Origin of the sequence: Dyadobacter sp. CY356 (assembly GCF_021440195.1) — a bacterium.
In the GTDB taxonomy this organism is placed as follows: domain Bacteria; phylum Bacteroidota; class Bacteroidia; order Cytophagales; family Spirosomataceae; genus Dyadobacter.
In genome coordinates this window covers 985,264-1,009,119 of record NZ_JAJTSZ010000001.1, presented here as the reverse complement: position 1 = coordinate 1,009,119, position 23,856 = coordinate 985,264, and the positions used below count along the sequence as shown (strand labels likewise).

The 23,856-nt window shown below is 41.7% G+C and carries 16 protein-coding genes; 8 read left to right on the top strand and 8 right to left on the bottom strand.

Features of this window, described 5'->3' with window-relative positions; genetic code table 11:
- Positions 1-14 precede the first annotated feature (14 nt).
- The gene (locus tag LXL81_RS04235; RefSeq protein WP_234645459.1) at positions 15-1,151 is read right to left on the bottom strand and encodes a BamA/TamA family outer membrane protein; all 1,137 of its coding nucleotides are present in this window, start codon (positions 1,149-1,151) and stop codon (positions 15-17) included.
- 150 nt (positions 1,152-1,301) lie between these two features.
- Positions 1,302-1,958, bottom strand: coding sequence for an RNA polymerase sigma factor (locus LXL81_RS04230; RefSeq protein ID WP_234645458.1), 657 nt, complete (start codon positions 1,956-1,958; stop codon positions 1,302-1,304).
- A gap of 341 nt (positions 1,959-2,299) precedes the next feature.
- On the opposite strand from LXL81_RS04230, the gene LXL81_RS04225 reads away from it, so the two are divergent.
- Positions 2,300-3,073, top strand: a complete 774-nt coding sequence (locus tag LXL81_RS04225) for a tryptophan-rich sensory protein (protein WP_234645457.1) — start codon at positions 2,300-2,302, stop codon at positions 3,071-3,073.
- Between the two features lie 79 nt (positions 3,074-3,152).
- On the opposite strand, the gene LXL81_RS04220 is transcribed toward LXL81_RS04225, so the two are convergent.
- Positions 3,153-4,664: a porin family protein gene (locus tag LXL81_RS04220; protein WP_234645456.1), complete on the bottom strand. Its 1,512-nt coding sequence runs from the start codon at positions 4,662-4,664 to the stop codon at positions 3,153-3,155.
- 426 nt (positions 4,665-5,090) lie between these two features.
- Here LXL81_RS04220 and LXL81_RS04215 point away from each other — a divergent pair, with 426 nt between their 5' ends.
- The 6 genes from LXL81_RS04215 to LXL81_RS04190 all read left to right on the top strand — a co-directional run bounded on the left by LXL81_RS04215 (position 5,091) and on the right by LXL81_RS04190 (position 13,591).
- Positions 5,091-5,234 (top strand): hypothetical protein, encoded by a 144-nt coding sequence (locus tag LXL81_RS04215; protein WP_170982851.1) that lies wholly within the window; start codon positions 5,091-5,093, stop codon positions 5,232-5,234.
- Complete coding sequence (locus tag LXL81_RS04210; RefSeq protein ID WP_234645455.1) at positions 5,231-6,943, top strand: sodium:solute symporter; 1,713 nt, start codon at positions 5,231-5,233, stop codon at positions 6,941-6,943. Before LXL81_RS04215 ends, LXL81_RS04210 begins: the two co-directional genes overlap by 4 nt.
- 172 nt (positions 6,944-7,115) lie before the next feature.
- Positions 7,116-7,769, top strand: a complete 654-nt coding sequence (locus tag LXL81_RS04205) for a TetR/AcrR family transcriptional regulator (RefSeq protein ID WP_234645454.1) — start codon at positions 7,116-7,118, stop codon at positions 7,767-7,769.
- A 71-nt stretch (positions 7,770-7,840) separates the two neighbouring features.
- On the top strand, positions 7,841-9,208 hold the full coding sequence (locus tag LXL81_RS04200; protein WP_234645453.1) for a TolC family protein: 1,368 nt from the start codon (positions 7,841-7,843) through the stop codon (positions 9,206-9,208).
- Between the two features lie 22 nt (positions 9,209-9,230).
- Positions 9,231-10,370, top strand: a complete 1,140-nt coding sequence (locus tag LXL81_RS04195; RefSeq protein ID WP_234645452.1) for an efflux RND transporter periplasmic adaptor subunit — start codon at positions 9,231-9,233, stop codon at positions 10,368-10,370.
- A 65-nt stretch (positions 10,371-10,435) separates the two neighbouring features.
- Positions 10,436-13,591: an efflux RND transporter permease subunit gene (locus LXL81_RS04190; RefSeq protein WP_234645451.1), complete on the top strand. Its 3,156-nt coding sequence runs from the start codon at positions 10,436-10,438 to the stop codon at positions 13,589-13,591.
- A 252-nt stretch (positions 13,592-13,843) separates the two neighbouring features.
- Here LXL81_RS04190 and LXL81_RS04185 read toward each other — a convergent pair whose 3' ends face one another.
- From LXL81_RS04185 to LXL81_RS04170, 4 genes are all read right to left on the bottom strand, one after another.
- Complete coding sequence (locus LXL81_RS04185; RefSeq protein WP_234645450.1) at positions 13,844-15,250, bottom strand: efflux transporter outer membrane subunit; 1,407 nt, start codon at positions 15,248-15,250, stop codon at positions 13,844-13,846.
- 44 nt (positions 15,251-15,294) lie between these two features.
- Positions 15,295-18,477 (bottom strand): efflux RND transporter permease subunit, encoded by a 3,183-nt coding sequence (locus LXL81_RS04180; protein ID WP_234645449.1) that lies wholly within the window; start codon positions 18,475-18,477, stop codon positions 15,295-15,297.
- A gap of 40 nt (positions 18,478-18,517) precedes the next feature.
- Positions 18,518-19,672 carry an efflux RND transporter periplasmic adaptor subunit gene (locus LXL81_RS04175; RefSeq protein ID WP_234645448.1) on the bottom strand — a complete coding sequence of 385 codons (1,155 nt, stop codon included), beginning with the start codon at positions 19,670-19,672 and terminating at the stop codon, positions 18,518-18,520.
- A gap of 404 nt (positions 19,673-20,076) precedes the next feature.
- Positions 20,077-20,673: a TetR/AcrR family transcriptional regulator gene (locus LXL81_RS04170; RefSeq protein WP_234645447.1), complete on the bottom strand. Its 597-nt coding sequence runs from the start codon at positions 20,671-20,673 to the stop codon at positions 20,077-20,079.
- Positions 20,674-21,097: 424 nt separating this feature from the next.
- On the opposite strand from LXL81_RS04170, the gene LXL81_RS04165 reads away from it, so the two are divergent.
- Positions 21,098-23,263, top strand: coding sequence for a PAS domain-containing protein (locus LXL81_RS04165; RefSeq protein ID WP_234645446.1), 2,166 nt, complete (start codon positions 21,098-21,100; stop codon positions 23,261-23,263).
- A gap of 64 nt (positions 23,264-23,327) precedes the next feature.
- On the opposite strand, the gene LXL81_RS04160 is transcribed toward LXL81_RS04165, so the two are convergent.
- Positions 23,328-23,756 carry a DUF1810 domain-containing protein gene (locus tag LXL81_RS04160; protein WP_234645445.1) on the bottom strand — a complete coding sequence of 143 codons (429 nt, stop codon included), beginning with the start codon at positions 23,754-23,756 and terminating at the stop codon, positions 23,328-23,330.
- Between the last annotated feature and the right edge of the window lie 100 nt (positions 23,757-23,856).

The window sequence follows — 23,856 nt, the reverse complement described above, 5'->3', positions numbered from 1 at the left end:
TCTGTTTTTAACCATCAAAATGCTTCTCCGGTAAAAAGATAAAACCCGGGGCCTTCTTTGGTAAATCCAACATCAAGTCTCAGGAAAATGTCTTTTTTGGGAAACAATAAATACCTTAATCCCACACCGCCGGAAGGCCTGATATGTTTCCAGCTAAATTCATTTACCTGTGGAGCCACCACCGCCGCGGCGGCAAAAACCGTCCCTCCTATGCGCTTGCTGAATTTGAATGGAAGCCAGCGATGTTCAGTTTGAAAGGCGAGCATATTTTTGTCACGGTAACGCCCGGTATAAAAACCGCGCATGATCATTTCCCCACCCATCAACGCAAGCTGGTTAAAAGGAATATCACCCGTCATAAAATTGCCATACAGCTGCCAGGCCAATACATTGCGGTCATTTGTTTTGTGCGAAGACCTTATATCCAGATTGACTCCGTAAAAATTATAATCGCTGGCAAGCCGCTGATTATATTTCAGAAATGAAACTTCACCAAAAAATCCTTTTCTGACATTCAGTACATTATGTCTGTTGTCAAAAACAAGTGCCGCTCCGAGTCCAAGATTTCTCGTTCCATGGCTTCCCAGAGGCGGCTCGTAAACATCGTGACCATCGGGCTGGTTAAATTTTGTATTGTATAATTGCTGATAATCAACCTCAGGGCCCAGAAAAAGATTTGGAATTATTTTTCTTAAAACCCGCTGTTTCAGCAAAATATAATTTGCATCAATTAATGCCGGTTCTTTTCCGTTTGTTTCCGGTCCGATGCCATAATACAAAAGGGGAAACCGCTGAAACCGTGTTCTCCCCAGGATAAACCATTTGTCCTTGTCTCCATAAATCGCATTATCGAGCCAGATGCCATACTGCGCTTCGAGTGTTACAAAAGTAAAAGCCTGAATTTCGCTCAGCCGGTTTAAAGAATCCTGTTTGGCCTGAAATAAAAAAAGCGAAGAAAATCCGAATTCAAAGCTGGTTTCCGGTGCATAGGCCAAGGTCGGATAGATCCGAAAGCTAGGTTTGCCGGGGGAAGTCGTATCTGAAACAGATTTTTGTATAAAACGTTTTATAAATCCAGGCTTTTTCTGCGCGAAAATTTCTTCAACGGGTATACATATAAACAAAAACAAACAAATGTATCTTAGCTTCAAGAGGCCTTATTTTTTAGTTTGAGTAGATATTAAATCTTACTAAAAAATTGAGCCATACGTTTTTTATAAACTTCCGGCAGTAATCAGATTCGAAAATCAAGTTTCCAAACGATTGTAAAGAAATCATTTAATCTGGTAATGCTGAAAAGATCAGCCAGCTGCCTGAATCGCATCAGAATATCTGTCCTGAGCTATTCTCGCCGACCAGTCAACAGGAAAAAGGTGCGGGTAATTTTGTTTGATCAATTGTTGTAATTGTACACGGGCCCGAACATAATGTGACCTGACAGTAGCTTCATTCATTTCCATCAGATCTGCTATTTCCCTGTGGTTATAGCCATCCACGACATACAGAAGAAAGACATTTTTGTATTTTGGTTTGATCTTCTGAATCAGCAGCAGGATTTCTTCTGCGGTGATCTGGCTGACGATATCTTCTTCAAATCCCAGATAAGGCGCATCTTCATAAGACGCCCGTTTTTCATTATGTTTCTTATTTTTCCGGTAATAACTTATTGCAGTATTGATCATGATCGTCCTGATCCAGACCCTGAAAGGGTAGGTGGAATCATATTCTTTCAAATGCGTAAAAACCTTCAAAAAACCCTCATTCAAAACTTCGTCTACTTCCTCGGCGCAGGATGTGTAACGCAAACATATACTTTTTGCATACCCGAAATACTGCTTGTAAAGAAGTCGCTGCGCCTGATTATTTTGCGCTATGCAGCCTGCTATGATGGCTTCGAAATTTTGCTCATCGCTGTTTGAGCTACCTTTATGGTTGTTTTTAAAACTGATAATATTCATTGTTCACAAATTTAGGACCAAGCTTACGGTGTCTTTTTGTAAAAAATTTAATCATAAGAGAAGTTTATAATTTACAGCAGCGTCAGGTCTTGTATTTCTATGTTACAAAGGGAATCATTAGCGCCAACAAAAGAAAACCACTCTGACCAAGAGAAAGAAATACCAGATAAAGAGGCGTATTTCACCTCTGAATTCCATATTGTTTAATTGAAATTATCGGGAGCGGTATAATTTTAATAGCGAAGAAGTGTCCGTTTTTGGCATGCTGGCTATTTATACGTACAATTACAAAACAGTACAATACCAAGGCCTGGCGATCCATAATTCTCAAAAATCCAACTATGAAAAAGACTCTGCAATTATCAAATATCATTGCGCTGATGATCACCATTATCATGAATTACCTGTCAAATACAGGTGTTTTCAACCAAAGTACAATGGCGAGTGTTTCGGCGAAATATCAGAATCTATTTACCCCGGCGGGTTATGCATTTTCGATCTGGGGACTGATCTATATCGGCCTGATCGCTTTCGCGATTTATCAAAGCCGGGGACTTTTCAATCAAAAAGAAACGCCGGATGTAGTTGAAAAAATCGGATGGATGTTTGTGATTTCCTGTATAGCAAACTGTTTGTGGATTCTGGCCTGGTTATATGATTATACCGGTGCTTCCGTCATTATCATGACCGCCTTGCTGCTTTCACTGTGCAGTATCGTAGTTCGTACGCGAATGGAATTTGACTTGATTACATTCAAAAGGGTGGCACTGGAATGGTGGCCGTTTGCCATTTATTTTGGCTGGATCACCGTCGCCATCATAGCTAACATTGCTGCTTATCTTACTAAAATCAAATGGGACGGTTTCGGAATTTCTGCTGCGAACTGGACCATAATCATGATCGTAGCAGCGATGATGATCAATCTTTTTGTAACCTGGACCCGCAATTTGCGTGAATCTGCTTCCGTTGGAATCTGGGCGCTAATTGCAGTGGCTGTGGCAAACTGGGAAGTTGATAAATCTGTGGCTTATGCGGCTATCATTGCTTCTGTCATTATTTTTATCAGCTGCGGTGCGCACAGTTACAAGAACCGGGGGAAAGCTTTCATTATGTAAACTAATAATCGATTTATAAAAAAAATGCCCTTGAAAAAGATTAGATCTTCTTCACGGGCATTTTTTATATCAATTAAAATTATAGCTTCAAACCGATGGTAGCTCTCAGCACGTTGTTTTTATTGTTACTGTCTTTGAACAAAGTTGTCATACCCCACTCATGTGAAATATCCAAAGAGATCAGACCAAATTCCAGACCTAAACCTGCATTCAAGCCGTAAGAAAAATCCTCGATATTATCTCTGTCAAATTGTCTCTGGTTGCTTTTATCAACAGCCAGAACATAGGTACCCGTTGCACCGCCTTTAATATTCATCTTGAAAAATCCTTTGTTTGCTTTGGTAAGATAAATTCCAAGTAATAACGGTACTTTCAGAGAATGAAGTCTCGGGCCGGAAAGTAATGGAGCATTTGACAAACTGTCTTCCGTACTGATCTGCATAGAAGAGCTGAAATAATGCACACCTGGCTGAATGAAAAATCTCTTTTCATGAATCCGGAAATCAAGACCGGCATTCCAGCCAATACGGCCATCCGCCTTTCCATCACTAAAATCAGCTTTGAAACTTGACGCATGCGCACCCACAACAGGAATCACCCACAAACCAGAATTTCTTGGTGCTCTTTCACCGAAACGTTCCTTGAAAGTTAGTCTGTCATTTTTTGAAGGCATTTCCTCAGTTTCCATTTCCTGGTTTTCCTTACGGTTATCCGAAAAACGGCGTTTGTCTGCCTTATCAAAATTTTGAGCATTTCTTTGTCTCTTCCATGCCCGGTAATCTTCATAATCTTCACGTTCCTGAGCACTCATTTGAGTCATTTCAGGCCGGCCATTATTAGCAGCACCTTTCGGACGCTCATAATCAGACGGAATGATGATGTTATTAATAATAATTGATGGCTGCCCTGCTTGCTGCGGATAATTTTTATAAGTAGACTCAACTACTTTCTGAGCAATTCCCTGCGCACCCTGAACGGACCGCAACGAGTCTACATTAATATTTTGTGTAATAACCTGGGGAGCTGTCGTTCCATAATTTCCTTGCTGCGAAGAAGAAGTTGCAGGGGATGCTTGCATGGCACCATTAGCCATTGGCTGCGCATTGCCACGCTGATCTGCATTATTTACCGGCTGCGAACTTGATGATACCACCGTGGACTGTACGCCAAGTTTTGCTTCATCTTCTGCAATTTTACTTTGTAACGATGCAATATCTTTGGTTAATTTTTCCTGATCGTCCGCTGCGTTTCTTGCTTTTTTCGCGCTTCTTTCTGCTTTACGCGCTGCCTTGCTGGCTTCGCTTGCCAACTTCTTGTTTTGAGGATCTTTTCCCAACCTGGCTGCCAGTGCCTTATTTTCATCTGCTGCCTTTTGAGCTTCCGCAGCCGTCTTCTCTACATCTTTCGATTTTTCAGTCAGATCATTCTGGTTTTTCGCTAATTCAGTCTTGCGGTCATTGATAATTTTGCTGATCTCAATGTTCTTCTTTTCGTCCTTTAACGATTGCAGCGAATCCTTATTTACTTCCTGAGCGTATGCACTTATGGAGAAACAAATGATCGCTATGTTGATGATAAATAACTTTTTCATATTGTTTTTATTTGATTTTTAAAAGTCATATCAAACAACTGTACCTATGAAAAGAATTGAAAAAACCCGATTAAAACTGTAATCATTTCAAGAAATTGATCATTCCTAGTCAAATTTTTAAACTATAAACATGCTTTTTAAAGCGAGATAAGCTATGTTTTTGTAATAAATGAGGCATAAAGAGTACAGCTGACCATGAAAGACAACGTTTAAGATTTTATTGACCCATCTTTTCTACAATCATAAAATTGCCTGGACGCAGAGCCTTTGCGGCCTATTCCCAGGATTGAAGCTTTACACCTTTAAGTTGTTAACAAATGATAATGGACCAGATCGTCCGGATTTTTATGCTAAAACAAACCAAAAACCGTTCTATTTTTGCAAAACAGTAAAAACTGCTGTCAAACAAAACCCTGAACCTTTATAATGGATAAAAAAGAAAGCACCGACCCGGACCGCGATGGTTTGCCGCCATTTGTCAGTTCCTGGCCTCAGCTCTACAAACTTCTGATTGCCACATTGGTCGTGCTTATTGCTCTTTTTTACCTGTTTATGACCCACTTCGAATGAGCTATCTTGACTGGATTGTACTTTCTTTGACACTTACGTTTATTGTTGCCTACGGTATTTACAAAAGCCGTGAAAATAATAGTATCGATTCCTATCTACTTGCCAACAAATCGCTGCCCTGGTATCATGTTACTTTGTCGCTGATGGCGACACAGGCCAGTGCGATCACCTTTCTTTCAGCACCCGGGCAGGCCTATACGGACGGAATGCGTTTTGTGCAATTTTATTTTGGACTGCCGCTGGCAATGGTTGTGCTCTGTATCACGTTTGTACCCAAATTTGGGAAACTCAAAATATTTACCGCCTATGAATTTCTGGAAGGCAGATTTGATCTGCGGACCCGCACACTGACTTCGTTTCTTTTTTTATTGCAAAGAGGGCTCTCAACAGGCCTTTCCATCTATGCGCCTTCGCTGATTTTATCATCAATTTTAGGTTGGGACATTACACTTACTAATATTATTTCCGGTGGAATTGTAATGCTTTACACCGTTTCCGGTGGTGCACAGGCCGTTTCGCATACACATTTACAACAAATGGGTATTGTCACTGTGGGAATGGTCATTGCCGGTTTTATGGTTGTAAAGCTACTTCCGGACAATGTTTCCTTTACTGATGCCTTACATGTTGCAGGAAAAATGGGCAAAACCAATCTGATTGATTTCAGCTTCGATTTAAACAATCGATATAATGTCTGGTCTGGCCTTATCGGCGGTTTCTTTTTACAATTATCCTATTTTGGAACGGATCAATCGCAGGTCGGAAGATACCTTACCGGAAGCTCGCAGGGACAAAGCAAACTTGGACTTGCGATGAATGGTCTGCTGAAAATACCGATGCAGTTTTTGATACTGCTGGTTGGTGTACTGGTTTTTGCATTTTATCAATTCACAAATCCGCCGCTGTTTTTTAATCAGGTTGAAGTTGATAAGATCAGAAAAACTGAATTCGCGCAGGATTTTAAAATACTAGAAGACCAGCATGCTTTAATACAAAAAGAAAAACGTCCGCACGTGCTGGCACTTACGAGTGCGCTTAATAAAGAAGATGAGTCGGCGGTGAACCAAGCGCGGACTGTTTTGGCTGCTGACGAAAATATGGTAAAGGAAGTTCGTGGTAAGGCACAAAAACTACTTTCAAAAGCGAATGGCGGAGAGGTGAATGATGTAAATTATATATTTCTGCGTTTTGTGATCGATTATTTGCCGGTCGGTATGCTTGGACTATTGATCGCCGTGATCCTGCTTGCGTCCATGGGCTCGGTTGCTGCGGCGTATAATTCACTCGCTTCCTGTACTGTGATGGATATTTACAAACGCATGTACCATAAGGATAATGAAGATGTAGATTACGTGAAAGCTTCCCGCTGGGCAACTTTTTTCTGGGGCATTTTCTGTATTGTCGTTGCGCAATATGCCAGTCGTTTGGGAAGTATGATTGAAGCAGTTAACGTTTTGGGGTCATTATTCTATGGTGTGATTTTAGGAATTTTCCTGGTTGCCTTTTACTTCAAAAATATTGGTGGCCGCGCTGTTTTTTACGCTTCAATTCTCGGCGAGATCTTTGTCGTGCTCAGTTATTGGAAGGATCTAACCGCATTTCTGTGGCTAAACCTGATTGGATGCGTTCTTGTTATCGGTTTTGCTTTTATTATTGAAAAAATATGGCCGCAGCAATCATCTGAAAATTCTTCACAGGCTGCTATATAAATTATATTTGGCGTATTTGTTTTTTGTACTATTTGTCTTTTACAAATATTAATTTCTATTTATCAAATAACTGTTTGATTTTTTCAAACAAACGTTTGATTTAATATTCTATTCTTCTACCTTTGGCCTGTTATCTGGCAATTGCTTACTATCAAATGCCGGTAAAGCCAAGATGAAATACAATCCAAAACAATTAAAGATTATCGAAATAGCTGAAAAGCTATTTTCTGAGAAAGGTTTCTCAGGAACTTCTATCCGAGATATTTCCCAGGAGGCAGAGGTGAATGTGTCGATGATATCGTATTATTTCGGCTCAAAAGAGAAACTCATTGAAGCCCTTTTCTCTCTCCGTTCGCACGAGTTTATATCCAAACTTGATTATCTGTTAAAAGATCTTGACCTGTCGCCGGTTCAGAAAGTCAATCTGATGATCGACTGGGTCATTAACCGTTTAATAGAAAAGCAGTGCTTCCATAATGTTGTGCTGCGCGAGCAACTGGCAGGTGATTCCCGCACGCCGATAATCTCTGATCTGCTGGATGAAATGAAGAGCAACAACCTTGCTGCCATGACAAAAATCATTGAGGAAGGACAGCTTTCCGGAGAATTTAAAAGCGATGTGGATGTATTGATGTTGTCAACAACCCTTTTTGGCACTATTAATCAGGCGATTAGCACGCAGCGATTTTACAGGAAAGTTAACGGTCTTCAGAATGCCACGCAGCAGGATCTGGAAAATCATCTCAGGCAAAAACTCAGTGTTCACCTCAAAAAATTTTTTCACTTCACGCTTGTTCAGGAATTAAACCACATAATTGACGGTTAGAGCTAGAATAGACTGACCCCTGGACGTATTAACACCATTTTTATCATTATCCAATTAACGTTCTCCTTTTCATGAATTGTTATTATAACGCTAAAACAATCAGGCTTTTAGCACTAAGTATTACCCTTGTGCTTTTATCGCCCCTGTTTGCAGCCGCCCAGTTTAAGGTAGTGACTGCAACTGAAGGCACTGAGCAAGGTTCGATTTCAAACGGAACGCTGGAAGAAATTCTTCAGTATGCTATGAAAAACCAGCCGTTGATCCGCCAATCTGTTATTGACGAGCGCATTACAGAAAACACAGTTAAAACTAAACTGGCTGACTGGTATCCGCAGATCAATTTCAATTACAGCTTGCAGCACAACTTTTTAATTCAGACGAGTATCATTGGCGGAAACCCTGTAAAACTTGGTGTGAATAATACTTCTGCTGCCCAGTTTACACTTTCACAGGCAATTTTTAACCGTGATGTGCTCTTGGCAAAAAGAACCCGCGGAGATGTGCAGCTTCAGGCCAGCCAGACTACAACGGCAAACAAAGTTGATCTGGCAGTAAATGTTTCCAAAGCATTTTATGACGTATTGGCAACTTCGCAGCAAATCTATGTTTCCCAGGAAGATATAGTTCGCCTGGAAAGAAGCTTGCAGGATGCTCAGAATCAATACAAATCAGGTGTGACTGACAAGATTGATTACAAAAGAGCGATGATTTCTCTTAACAACACCAAGGCATCCAAGAAAAGCAACGAAGATATTCTGAAAGGGAAACTTGAATATCTGAAAGCACTGATGGGTTATCCGGCTGAGAAGGATTTGAAGATTACCTACGACACGCTTCAGATGGAAAGAGAAATGCTGATTGATACCATTCAGGGTCCGGATTTGAATTCCAGAATTGAATATCAGCTTTTAACAACACAGAAAAGACTTCAGGAGGCTAATGTCAGTTATAATAAAATGAGTTTCCTCCCAACAGTAGCGGCAAACGGAGCTTATAACTTAAACTATCAGAACAACAAGTTTGGAGATCTTTACATTAATAATTATCCTCAATCTTTTGCTGCGGTAACTCTAAGTTTACCTCTGTTTCAGGGCGGGAAAAGAAAGTATAATATCAACTCCGCAGAGTGGCAGCTGAAAAGGACCAATCTTGACATAACGAATCTGAAAAACAATGTGAATTCGGAATATGCCAGTGCGCTTGGTTATTATAAAGGAAGCCTTGCTACGCTTCTAGCCCAGAAAGACAATGTTGACCTGGCAAAGGAAGTATACGATGTGATTCAGCTTCAGTATAAATCAGGTATCAAAACCTATCTGGAAGTAATTACTTCTGAAACCGATCTGCGTCTGGCCAGAATTAATTATTACAACGCACTCTATCAGGTGTTAGCCAACAAGATCGACGTACAAAAAGCCCTGGGCCAGTTAAACTATTAATTATTGAAATCCCTTTGATACCATGTTTTTAAATTCAACAAAATATTATACAGCGGCATTATCAGTTTTGGTAATGGTATCCTGCGCAAAAAAGAACGATCAGCCTGCTCAGCAAGGTCCGCCGGCGGTCAACGTAACTTTGGAAGAAGTGAAATCTACCGATGCTGTTTATCATGATCAGTATCCTGCAACCGTAAATGCGCTTAATGTTGTGGAGCTTCGCCCTCAGGTTACTGGTTTTATTACTGGCATTCATTTTCAGGACGGTGCACGTGTTAGAAAAGGACAATTGCTTTATACAGTGGATGCGCAGCTTTATTCTGCAAACTACGACCAGGCTGTTGCCAATTTAAACGTACAAAAAGCAAACACGGTTAAAGCACAGAAAGATGCTGACCGTTATCATGAGCTTGACAAAAACGATGCGGTTGCAAAACAGCTTGTTGACAATGCTGATGCAGCACTTGAAGTAGCTAAGAAACAGGAAGATGCAGCCAGAGCAAATATTGCAGCGGCAAATACCAGTGTCAGATATACCAAGGTTACAGCGCCTTTTGATGGTGTGATTGGAATATCGCTTGTAAAAGTGGGTGCGGCTGTCACTGCCGGACAAACTGTTCTGAATACGGTTTCATCAGACGGACAGCTTGCCGTCGATTTTAACGTTGACCAAAAGGAAATCTACCGTTTCACCAATCTTTTGAAAAACGCAAAATCGAATGACTCAACGTTTACAATTGCTTTTGGAACTGATATTTATCCTTATCCTGGTAAAATTCTTTTGATTGACCGCGCGGTTGATCCTCAGACCGGATCTATCAAAACACGTTTGACTTTCCCGAATAAAGATAACATGCTTCGTGCCGGGATGACAGGAACAGTAAGGGTTTTGAATACTGCTTCAAAAGGCGCTGTAATGATTCCTTACAAGGCAGTAACAGAGCAATTGGGTGAATTCTTTGTATATGTTGAAGCGGATTCAAGTAAGGTCAGTCAGCGTAAACTTACCTTAGGAGAGCCGATCGGCACTAACATTATTGTAAAAGAAGGCTTGAAACCAGGAGAAAAAATTGCTGTGGAAGGTGTTCAGAATTTACGTGAGGGAGCAAAAATTTCTACGGGAACACCACCGGCCGCAGCAGCAGCCCCTGCAAAAAAATAAGTTAGACAAACAGGATTTGATATTATCATATCAGCCTCCTTCTGATTTCCTTAAATACTAAAAAAATGATTGCAGATATTTTTATAAAAAGGCCCGTTACAGCGATTGTTGCTTCAATCGTGCTTGTACTGGTTGGCCTTATTTCCTTAACGACACTGCCCGTTGCCCAGTATCCTGATGTAACGCCGCCAACGGTAACCATCTCGGGTACTTTTACCGGTGCCGACGCCCAGACGGTCGAGCAGACGACTACAACTGCAATCGAAACGCAGGTGAATGGTACGCCCGGCATGAGTTATATGTCTTCTAACAGTACCAGTAGCGGTCAAAGCAGCATTAACGTTGTTTTTGATATTGGTACGGATGTTAACATTGCTGCACTTGATGTGCAAAACCGTGTGAGTGTGGCTGAACCGGCTCTTCCGGATGTGGTAAAAAGATTGGGACTTACGGTGCGTAAAAGACAGCCTGCCATCATGGTTGCCGTTGCTTTGTATTCACCAAAAGGAACACACAGTGCGCAGTTTATTGGTAACTATGCCAACATTTATCTGAAAGACAGAATTCAGCGTGTTAAAGGTGTGGGTGATATTGTTTCCCGCGCGGATGACTTCGGTATGCGTATCTGGCTGAACCCTGACAAGCTTGCCAGTTTAAACATGACACCTTCGGATATCATTGCATCCCTAGCAGAAAATAACCTTCAGATTGCAGCAGGTACCGTAGGATCAACACCGCAGCCAACGGCTCAGGCTTTTGAATACAGTGTACTTACAAACAGCCGTTTAAACACGGAGCAGCAATTTAATGACATCATCGTTCGCTCTTCTCCAAGTGAAGGAAGCGTAGTATATCTGAAAGATGTGGCCCGTGTTGAACTTGGTAAGTTTGACTACAATGCCAACGCCTTTGTTAATGGAAAACCTGCTGCCTTCGTTTTGATCTATCAGGCACCGGGTGCAAATGCGCTTGATACCTACGACGGTATTATGGCGGCACTGGCGGAAATGAAAAAGACTTTTCCAAAAGATATAGATTACGTAATTCCTGTTGAAACGGCATCCGTTGTGCGTGTTTCGATTGAAGAAGTATTACACACCTTTGCCGAAGCGATGATTCTGGTGGTCATTGTGGTATTCCTTTTCCTTCAAAACTGGCGGGCAACATTGATTCCGATTCTTGCGATCCCGGTATCATTGATCGGAACATTTATATTCTTTATTCCTTTCGGTTTTACGATTAATACGCTGACACTTTTTGCCTTCGTATTAGCGATTGGTATTGTGGTGGATGATGCGATTGTGGTGGTGGAGGCCGTCCAGCATAATATTGACCACGGCAGGATGTCTCCAAAAGACGCGACCAAAAAAGCGATGGATGAAATTTCCGGACCGGTAATTGCGATTGCTCTTATTCTTGCGGCGGTGTTCGTGCCGGTAAGTTTTGTACCAGGTATTGTAGGTCGCCTTTATCAGCAGTTTGCAATCACGATTGCAGTTTCAGTACTTCTTTCCGCTTTTGTTGCCCTTTCTTTAACACCGGCGCTTTGTGCGATGATGCTTAAACCAACCAAAGGTGCCAATGAGAAAAAGAACTGGCTGGAAAAATTCTTTGACAAATTCAATAAATGGTTCGATGGTGTTTCACGATCCTATACAAGAGGCGTTGCCAAATGGATTAAAGGAACGCCTTACGTTTTGATCATGATGGTTTGTCTGATCGTCGGACTTGTATTTTTATTTAAAAACAAACCTTCCGGCTTTATCCCGGTTGAAGATGAAGGACGTCTTTTTGTAACCTATGAAATGCAGGAAGGTGCTTCCACAACGCGTAACATTGCGATGATCAAAGAAGTTATGAAACGTGTTCAGGCTATACCCGAAATTAAAACAGTCGGTGGTCTTGCGGGTCTTAACGTAATCAGCTTCTCGAATAAATCCAATGTGGGTACTATGTTTGTTACGCTTCAGCCTTGGGCTGATCGTAAAGGAGCAGAACACCATGTGCAGTCTGTGATCAAACAAATTCAGCAGCGTACAGCCGATATCAAAGAAGCGCGGGTTCTTGCCATTGCTCCTCCGGCAATTCCTGGTCTTGGTCAGACTTCCGGTTTTACTTTTGAACTGCAACAGACAACAAGTACGGATGATATCAAGAAGTTTGAAGGCGTAACTCAGAAATTCCTTGCCGCTGTTAACCAGCGTCCTGAAATTGGAATGGCCTATACTTTCTTTAACGCGAAAACGCCATCATACCAAATTGACGTGGATCGTGACAAGACTAAAAAACTGGGTATTCAGGTAAATGACGTTTTCAGTACCTTGTCTACGCTTTTGGGTAGTACCTATGTGAACGACTTCAACCTTTACGGACGTAACTTCCGGGTTATGGTGCAGGCCGACAGTAGTTTCCGCTCAAATCTGGACCAGCTTAACAAGTTTTATGTGAGAAATTCGCAAGGTAATATGATTCCGTTATCTGCGATCCTTACCAGCAAGGTAGTTGAAAACCCTGCGCTTATCTCCCACTATAACATATATCGTTCTGTTGAAATCAACGGTGTTCCAAAACCAGGTTTCAGTTCTGGTCAGGCTATTCAGGCGCTTAAAGAAGTAGCGGAAACGCTTCCGGATGGATATGGCTATGAATTCTCAGGTATGAGTTCGGAAGAAATAAAAGCGGGTGATGCAACGACGACCATCTTTGCCATCTCCATTGTCTTTGTATTCCTCTTCCTTGCTGCGCTTTATGAAAGCTGGTCAATTCCGTTCTCTGTACTTTTTGCAGTACCTATCGGTGCTTTGGGATCGATTATTACACTGACTTTACTACCAAATCTTACCAATAACATCTATGCGCAGATCGGTTTGATTACGCTGATCGGGCTTGCAGCCAAAAACGCGATTCTTATTGTGGAATTTGCCAAAGAACGTGTCGATGGCGGAATGGAATTAGTGAAGGCAACACTGGAAGCGGTTCAGCTTCGTTTGCGCCCGATCATTATGACTTCCCTTGCCTTTATCCTTGGGGTACTTCCGCTGGCCTTTGCAAGTGGAGCAGCAGCTGAATCCCGTAAAACCATTGGCTGGACGGTATTCGGAGGGATGCTTGCAGCAACCTCGCTGGCGATTTTTGTAGTACCTGTTCTTTTTGTAGCGATTGAAAAAATTGCTTACAAACAAAAGAAAAAGAGACAGGATCGTGAGTCAAGATTAATTTAAAAGTCAGACTTTAATATATAACAAAACAGGCGCGGATGCATTGGCATTCGCGCCTGTTTTGTTATGATTTAAATTACCAATCACGATCAGAATCAATTCAATATTGGTGATTAAAAACGTGTTAGCAGCGAATTAACTTTCATCACAGTTATCAAAAGGAAATCCCCGGTCTGCTATTGCAGGCCAGGGATTGATTTACTAAGACAGAAATTAAAGCTAAAATGTCAGTGGCCCCAAGCAACGGATCACTTCCTATTTCCAGCCACCTCCAAGCGCCCTGTAAAGCTGCACAACCGACTGCAATTTCTGCAAACGGTCGTTAACGCCGCTCAGCTGTGCGGAAAGCAATGTTTGCTCGGAAGTCAGTACATCCGTATAGTTTGTCGCTGATGAATACTGCAACAGGTCTTTTGTAAACTCAACAGATTTTTGCAAGGCAGCAATTTGTTTGGCTCTGGAATCTTCCTTGGCTGTTGCGGCATTGTAAAGATACAAAGCATTGGAAACCTCCTGCCCTGCATTAAGCCAGCTTTGCTGATAGCTGTAAAAAGCCTCTTGCTGTTGAGCCTGGTTGGTTCGCAACCGCGCTTTGTTTGCTCCCTGTGAAAAGATCGGCTGGGTGATCCCTCCTATCAAAGTGTAGAAAATGGATTTGTTGAAAAAATCTTTAACCTGTAAACTTGAAAGTCCGCCACTGGCTGTGATCGTTAAAGCGGGATAAAAATAGGTACGCGCCACATTCGTATTTTCAAAAGCAGCACGGAAAGCAAATTCAGCCTGCTGCAAATCCGGACGGTTTCTTAAAAGCTGCGACGGCACACCAACGGATAGGTCGGTATAGGGTTGCTGGTCTTCAAGTTTTGTTCTTTCAATCGGTCCGGGTTCCCTGGCTAAAAGAATCGACAGCGCGTTTTCCGTTTCCCGGATACTTCTTTTTAAATCGGGAATGGATACTTCTGCGGCATATCGGTTGGCCTCACTTTGCACAACTGCGGCACCAGTCACAATGGCGGCATCTTTTAAAGCTTTCATCGTCTCCTGATCTTCAATTCTGTTTTTCAAAGTTTGCTCTGTTATAACCAGCTGCTGATCATAAGCCAGAAGGTCATAATAACTGACTGCAATATCAGAAATCAGCTGCGTCTGCACGGCTCGTTTCGACGCCTCACTTTGCAGAAATGTCGCCAAAGCTGCTTTTTTTCCGCTTTTCAATTTTCCCCAAACATCAGCCTCCCAGCTTGAACTTAACAACGCCTGATAAGTAACTGTGTTCAGATTGATATTAAGACCTGCCGGAAAATTCAATGCAGCGGCAGAAGATTTCGTATTAGTTGCTTTCAGACCACCTTCCAGACTTGGGAAAAAAACAGCTTTACTTTGCTGCAAAGACGCATCAGCCTGATTGATACGCTGAATGGCAATTTTCAGATCAAGATTTTTTTGCAAGCCTTCATTGATCAGGCTTTGCAGTGTGGTGTCCGAGATCAGTTTCTGCCAGGGAAGATCAGCGATTGTTGCCGTATCATTCGTGGATGCTCCTCTAAATAATCCCGTATTTTCCTGGTTTGGCGTACTATATGGTTTTGTGATCTTACAGGAAACCATAATTCCTGTAAGAAGCAAAACGCTGATGATTTGTTTGGATGTTTTCAGTTTCATTTTCCTGTTCTTTATATTTTCAACTTTCTCACATCAAAAAATGATTATTGAGAGATGTTTTGGGCTATTGTTTTTTCGTGATTGTCTGTTTCTTCTATCAGATCATAATCCTTTGGAGGGCCGGATATTTTTTCCTGAATTCCCTGAAAAATCACAAAAAGTGCCGGTACGACGAATACCCCGAAAATCGTCCCGATCAGCATACCACCCACAGCACCTGTACCAATGGAGCGGTTACCTGTTGCACCCGCACCGGAAGCAACCATCAGGGGAATAAGACCCAGTATAAAGGCAAAAGAAGTCATCAGGATCGGACGGAAACGGGCGATGGCGCCGTCAATGGCAGCCTGGAAAATATCTTCGCCATCTCTTCTTCTCTGCAAGGCAAACTCTACAATCAGAATGGCATTTTTCGAAAGCAAACCAATCAGCATGATCAGCGTTATCTGGAGATATATGTTATTGCTGACACCAAAGACAGTCGCAAAAATGAATGCGCCGGCCAAACCGATTGGTAAAGATAAAAGCACCGCAAACGGAAGAATGTAACTTTCATACTGAGCACTCAACAAGAAATATACAAATACAATACAAAGCATAAAGATGAAAACAATCTGGCTTCCAGCTGACATTTCTTCCCGTGTCATTCCTGAAAATTCATATCCATAACCCGTAGGAAGCGATTTTGCCGCCACTTCTTCAATGGCTTTGATGGCATCTCCTGAGCTGTAACCTGCATTTGGAGCACCATTAATACTTACTGCCGTGAAAAGATTGAAGCGGCTGATCGCCTGCGGTCCGTATACTTTTTGAAGTGAAACAAACTCACTAATAGGTGCCATTGTGCCGCTTGCATTTCTGACTTTGATCGCATTCAGGCTTTCCAGATTATCACGGTATCGGGCATCTGCCTGATAAACAACACGGTATTGTTTTCCAAACTGGTTAAAATTCGAAGCATAAATCCCTCCGAAATATCCCTGTAAAGTCCCCAGCACATCATTAACCGTAAGTCCTGATTTTTTGACCCTTGCTACGTCCACTTGAATTTCATACTGCGGAAAATTTGGGTTGAAGGACGTTGAAGCATACTGAATTTCAGGCCTTTTTGCCAATGCAGCCAGAAAATCCTGACTGACTTTATATAACTTGGCTACACTGCCACCACTTTTATCCTGCAACTGAAATTCAAAACCATTGGTAGTTCCAAAACCCTGTATCGTTGGCGACGCAAAAAAGATTATCCGTGCATCTTTGATTGCTGCCGTTTTGGCAAAAAGCTGACCGATCACCGCATCTATACTTTGTTGCTTTTCTTTCCGGTCATCCCAGGGTTTCAGTTTCATTATCACCATACCATAGTTACTTCCGGAACCACTGATCATTCCCCGGCCTGTTACTTTTAAAACCGACTGCACTTCCGGAATTGACGAAGCTATTTCCTGAACCTGTCTGGTGATTTCTTCGCTTCGTTCCAAAGATGCCGATGCTGGCAAACTGATATCGGACATGATCGTTCCCATATCCTCATTCGGCACAAAAGCAGTCGGCGTTGTATTCATCAGATAAACAAATACGCCGCTAAAAACAGCGATCAGAGCCAATCCAATCCATTTTCTTTTGATCAAAACACTGACTGACTTTTTATATTTATCGGTTGTTTTTTCAAAACCTGTATTGAAAGCCAGATAAAAGCGTTGTACAAATCCCTTATTCGCGTGCTCGCCTTCGGTATGAGGTTTTAGGAACAAAGCACAAAGTGCAGGACTCAATGTCAGGGCATTAACTGCTGAAAGAATAATCGCAATGGCAAGTGTCAGACCGAATTGTTTATAAAAAACACCGGACGAACCGCTGATAAAACTTACTGGAATAAAAACCGCAGACATAACCAGTGTAATCGAAATAATAGCACCCGAGATTTCACTCATGGCGTCCATACTTGCTTTTTTGGCCGATCGATAACCCTGATCCAGTTTGGCATGTACCGCTTCAACAACGACAATGGCATCATCAACCACGATCCCAATAGCCAGTACCAGGGCAAAAAGTGTCAGCAAATTAATGGTAAATCCAAATAAATTGAGAAAGAAAAAGGTACCCAAAATAGCAACCGGAACTGAAATTGCGGGAATAAGCGTTGACCGCCAATCCTGCAAAAACAGGAATACAACCAAAAACACCAGAACAAATGCTTCAATCAGCGTATGGATTACTTTTTCAATGGAGGCATTCAGAAAGTCATTGACATTTACAAGCGGTTCATAGTGAATTCCTTTTGGGAAAGTTTTAGAGGCTTCTTCCAGCACTTTAACAGAATTTTCAATCACTTCCTGTGCATTGGAGCCCGCAGTCTGGTTTATGGCCACACCCACCGCGGCTTTTCCGTTCATCGTTGTTGTGCTTGAATAGCTCTGCGCGCCGAGCTCCAGTCGCGCTACATCTTTCAGGCGGAGTATATTTCCATCAGCCGTAGTCCTGATAATGATATCACCAAATTGCTGCGAATCCTTTAACCGGCCTTTATATTTTAGGGTATATTGAAAAGCCTGTTTCCCTTTTTCGCCAAGCTGGCCGGGTGCTGCTTCAATGTTTTGCTCAGAAAGTGCTGCATTAATATCGTCAGGAATAAGTCCGTAACTGGCCATCACATCTGGTTTGAGCCAGATACGCATCGTGTAATCCTTTGTTCCAAATGCGCTCGCATCTCCCACACCGTTGATCCTCTTAATCTCGGGAACGATGTTGATGTTTGCATAATTTTGAAGGAATGTCTCGTCGTAAGCAGCATTGTCACTATATATTGAAAAGATCAAAACATTACTGCTTTGTCTTTTTGCCGTTGTCACACCCGCCTGGGTAACCTCCTGTGGTAAGAGGCTTGTTGCACGGGAAACCCGGTTTTGCACATTTACAGCAGCCAGATCCGGATCTGTACCCAATTTGAAGTTGATAGTGATCGACGCAGAACCATCATTGCTGGCCGTGGAAGTCATATAAGTCATATTCTCAACGCCATTGATCTGCTCTTCCAGCGGAACGATCACACTATTCAAAACTACCTCGGCATTGGCACCCTGATAAGAAGCTGAAACCTGAACCGTTGGAGGTGCGATTTCCGGGTATTGGGAAACCGGAAGTGAGGTTAACCCTATAATTCCGAGTATGACGATAAGGACCGAGATGACCGTAGAAAGCACGGGTCTCCCGATAAATCTTTTTAACATAACGATGTTTTTTAAGTTATAAAACCTTTATAAAAAGCAACTATTTCAGTGTTTTAAGACTGTCCGCATTCACAAAAACCGGCTTTATTTTTGTCCCCTCGGCAAGTCCGGTAATACCTTCAATTACAATAATATCCTTGGCTTTAAGCCCTGACTGTACCACATAAGCCTGTCCGGAAGGTGTAGCCTGAACTTTTAATTCCACCGATTTAACCGCGGAGGAATCGCCAACCACATAGGCGAAAAGCTTACCCTGTATTTCATAGGTCGCACTTTGCGGAATCAAAAGCGCCGATGTGGTACGCGAAGGTATCCTGACCGAAGCGCTGTTTCCCGAGCGTAAAAGGCCCTGCGGATTTTGAAAAGTTGCCCTGACATTAAAAGAACCGGTCTGGGTATCAACCTGCCCGCTCACCGTTTCAATAATGCCCTTGGGTTCATATTCACTTCCGTCTGAAAGGATTAATGAAACCTCAGGGAGATTTTTAAGCTTTTCAGCAAAAGTTTTTCCCTGGGCCTCCCTTAAAAATGTTAACTGCGTTTTTTCATTGATGGAAAAATAAGCATATACTTTTCCGATGTTTGAAATGGTGGTTAATGGCTCTGTTGTTGTGCTGCTCACAAGGCTGCCCAATTTATAGGGCAACGCACCCACCACACCGTTAACGGGACTAACTATACGTGTATAACCCAGGTTCGTTTTAGCATTGGCCAAAGTCGCCCGTGACTGCGCCAGGGCAGCAGTATAGGATTTTAAAGAATTTTGTGCGGATTCAAGTTCGAAATTACTGATGATCTCTTTTTTGACAAGCGGGATCGTTTTATTGACCTGAAGCTGCGCTGTATTTACGGCGGCCTCGGCACTACTTACTGCCGCAGCTGCATTGCGAACATCCTGCTCATACTGCGGCGCATCGATCGTAAATAATAACTGTCCTTTTTTAACCGCCTGTCCTTCATCTACAAAAATCTTCTTGATAAACCCGTCGACCTTGGGACGGATTTCAATATTCTGCTCACCCTGGATGGATGCAGGAAAATCATTGTATAAAGAAGTTGGCCGCTGCTCCACTTGCAGCACTTTATAAGCCTGCGGACCTGGCTGTCCTTGGTTCTCTTTTTTTTCACCTCCACAAGATGCCAAAAATAAAATACCAGCCAGGGATGCTGTTATCAGGGAGAGAAGATTTTTCATATTTTCAGGATTAAAATTCATATTTCTTATCTAAATAGATAAACTTTTAAGTTTGACAATTTTGTTAATATTGATATAAAGGCATTTCGCTACTTATATGATTTGAGAGAAAAAAATATTATTTACTATTTAGTTTATACTGTCCAATTGTTTGAAAGTTTAGACCGAAATCAGATGATTATCAGCCGTTAAGTCCTGCACTTTCATTATCCAGTGATAGCACATAATTCATTACAAAAGGACAAATAAACTTTTATAATAGAAAACAGACAGGTTACAAACCAGTAAAATCACGACAGAGCGTCGAAATTTCCCGATAAACCATTGAAATTATAAACAACTCAATCATGATTTTCAACGATTTAGTTTGACAATTTTGTTAAATTTTGGTCAAAAAAATATACTTATTTAAAAAGCATATCTAAAATCTCAGCCTTTCGGGTTTTTAGATTTTCAGCAAATTGCTCTGCATTAAGATCAAACATATTCCGATACAGCGGCTCCATAATGACAGGATACGCCATGATTGAAAACAGGTTCATGGTAAAATTTAAAGGTGTTGTGGAAGCCCTCAAAATCCCGCCATCAATGGCCGACTGGACTTCGACAAAAAATGTTTTAAAAATCTGGCTATGTCCTGGCCCCGTATTCAAATGTTTGACATCCTGCCGATGTATTTCGGTTATCAAGAAGATTTCGCGGTATGGATATGCAGTAATTTCAGCCGTAAAAACATCGATAAACATTTCAATTTTTTCGTAAAAAGGAGTTTTTGATAGAAATACAGAATCCAGCTTCACACCCATCTCCTGCATTGCTTCTTTAAAAACAGTTTCAAACAAAATCTCTCTCGTTCGAAAATAATAGTTTAACAAAGTCCTGTTAACACCTGCCGCGTCAGCGATGTCCTGGGTGGTTGCATGCAGTTTTCCCTCACTAAAAAACATCTTTTTCGCTGAATCCTTTATCTTTTGCTCCGCCCCCGTATCTCTGACCGCCATGGTTTAATTATTTTGTTTAACTAAAATGTCAAACAAATGTAAATCGTATTTTGATTAATAGCAAACTTTAATATTATGACTTAATTTTTTTCTTCTTTCAGCTGTAAATCAAACAGTAAACGACGATTATTATTTATTGGTTTTATTTTTTCATCTACAATCCCTGCTATAACGATGGAAAAAGGCATTTAATAAAAAACCAATGTCATAACGAATTCGATTAAATCTAATGGGTCTGTTTTTTAGTATATAGAGAAGGGTTCAATTTTAAAAGGTCATTTGGTCACGCGATATCAGAAACAAATGATGACCTGCACCATAAATGTGCCCTGGCATCATTTTTTAGATATTTTTAATTCCGCCATAATTTGATTCAAAAATATCGCTATGAGCTCAAAGTCATGCTCTAAATTTTTCATACCCAATGAATGAATATCTATCTGCTGAGGAAAACGTAAGAATTAATGCCCTTAGAAGCTATGATATTCTGGATACTTTGCCTGAACAAGACTATGACGATATTACTCAGTTAGCTGCTGAAATATGTCAAACTCCTATTTCATTGGTTAGTTTAGTTGATGAAGACAGACAGTGGTTTAAATCAAATCATGGTCTTGCGGCGCGGGAAACCCCTCGTGCTTATTCATTTTGTGCGCATGCGATAAACAATCCTACCGAAACATTTATCATTACCGATTCAAGAAAAGATATGCGCTTTGCGCATAATCCACTGGTGACGGGAGATCCTCATGTTATATTTTATGCAGGTACTCCGCTGGTTGACGAAGACGGGTTTGCCCTGGGCTCCTTGTGTGTGATTGATAATGTTCCAAAAGAATTAAGTGAATCTCAAAAGTCGGCGCTGAAAATTCTGGCCAGACAGGTAGTCAATCTTCTTAAAATCCGAAAACAAAATAAAGAATTAAGACAAAAAGACGAACGCCAGCGGGCAGAAATTGAAGAGCAGAAAAAAATAAGGGCTGCGCTGGCCGAAAGTGAAGCACGTTTCCGTTCTCTTATTGATCAGGCCCCCGTTGCAACCTGTCTATTAACTGGCCAGAATTTCGACATAGAGCTGGCAAATGACCTGATGTTAAGTTATTGGGGAAGAAACTCCTCGGCTATTGGAAAACCTCTTGCAGAAGTACTTCCGGAACTTAAAGGACAGCCATTTCTTGACATCCTTCATAATGTTTTGACAACAGGTGAACCATACACAGCTGTGAATATGCATGCGCAACTTGTTGTAAACGGTGTATTGAGAAGCCATTATTTTGATTTCACTTACCAGCCAGTACGCAACAAAGACGGAGAAATTTATGGCGTTATGGATATGGCTATCGATGTTACTGACCGGGTTTTGGCCCAACAAAAAATTGATGAAGCCCAGCGCCAGATTTTGTCATCATTTGAGCAATCGCCCGTGGCCATTGCGCTTATAGACGAGTCGGAGCTGACATACACCATGGCTAATCCATTTTATGCAGAACTGGTAGGACGGACGCCGGAACAACTTATTGGTAAACCTATGTTAGTGGCAATGCCGGAATTGGTGGGTCAGGGTTTTGATGATTTGTTGAAGGAAGTTATGGCAACCGGCGAGCCTTACATTGTTTCCGAAACGCCTGTAATGATTACAAGGGGCAATCAAAAGGAAACGATTTTTGTTGATCTGACTTATCAGCCAAGGCAAAATAACAACGGTAAAATATCAGGTATACTGGTGATAGCCACGGATGTGACGGGTCAGGTAAAAAACCGGCAAAATATAGAAGCAAGCGAAGCACGGTATCGTCAGTTTTCGCAGGAGCTTGAAGAGCGCGTTAACCAGCGTACACAGGAGCTAACACTGGTGAATGAGGATCTTGTCCGTCTGAACAGTAACCTTCGGCAGTTCGCCTATATTGCAAGCCATGATATGCAGGAGCCTTTGCGTAAAATACAGACATTCAGCTCCATGTTAACGCAAAAAATGGGAAATCAGCTTGATGAACCGTCTTCAAATCTGCTGCAAAGAATTAGTGCTGCGGCGGCCAGAATGTCGTCGCTCATCAGAGATGTTTTAACTTACTCTTTGGTCGACAACAGTCAGCAAAAATTTGACAATGTTTCGTTGAACGCTGTTGTAACAGATGCGCTGGAAACTTTATCGCTCGAAATTGAGCAAAGAAAAGCATTTATTGAAGTCAATGAACTGACGGATCTGCAAGGTGATAAATCCCAATTGGTGCATTTGTTTCAGAATCTGATTTCGAACGCGATCAAATTTACACCAGAAGATCAAAAACCTGCTATCAGGATTCAACATTTCAAAAAGAAAAGGACTGAATTACCCGCAGAAGTCCAGCCTTTCAGCAGCGCACCTGAGTTTCATCAAATCAATATAACAGATAACGGTATCGGTTTTGAGCCGCAATACCTGGATCGTATTTTCAAGGTGTTTCAAAGATTGCATAATCAAAGCCGATTCCCGGGAACTGGCGTTGGTCTGGCCATTTGTGAACGCGTTGTAGCCAATCATGGCGGAGGAATTACCGCCATTAGCAAACCAGGTGAAGGAGCGACTTTCTGTATTTATTTACCTGTTTGAAGTTAAATCTGATTGAGACTACCCCTGACGTTTAAGCTGCAAGTCCATCTGTAACTTTAAATTTTTAAGTTGTTTTAATGATATCAACTGTTTTCTGATCAGGAATTCCACCAAAGTATTTGTCAAGCACAGCCTGAAACACCGGATTGGTATCTTTTACCAGGTTGAATAGAGTCATGCTTGACCTCAGCTTTAAGTCGTCGGGACTTCCCATAATTTGATTAGCTGTTTTTCCATTTACTCCCAAAATAGCATTTGAAATTTCTATCAGTCTTTTTCCGAGCACCGCATGTTCCAGATAGCGGCTGGCCTGTTCAATGCCGGTGATACCATAAAATTCGGAAGTACTGCTCATGCCAAGACCGGCGACTTGTGGAAAAATATACCATATCCAGTGGCCTTGTTTCCTGCCGTTTCTGATTTCCGCAAGCGCCGGTTCATAATCACGATGCTGTGCGTTTATAAACTTATCAAGGTCATTTTCTGCTTTCATAATAAGATCCTTTGTTTAACGAATATCAAAATTTAACTTATTGCTAAAATTCTGGTTCGCTGATACAAAAAACGAGCCAACAAAAAAGGCCGCCTTATGG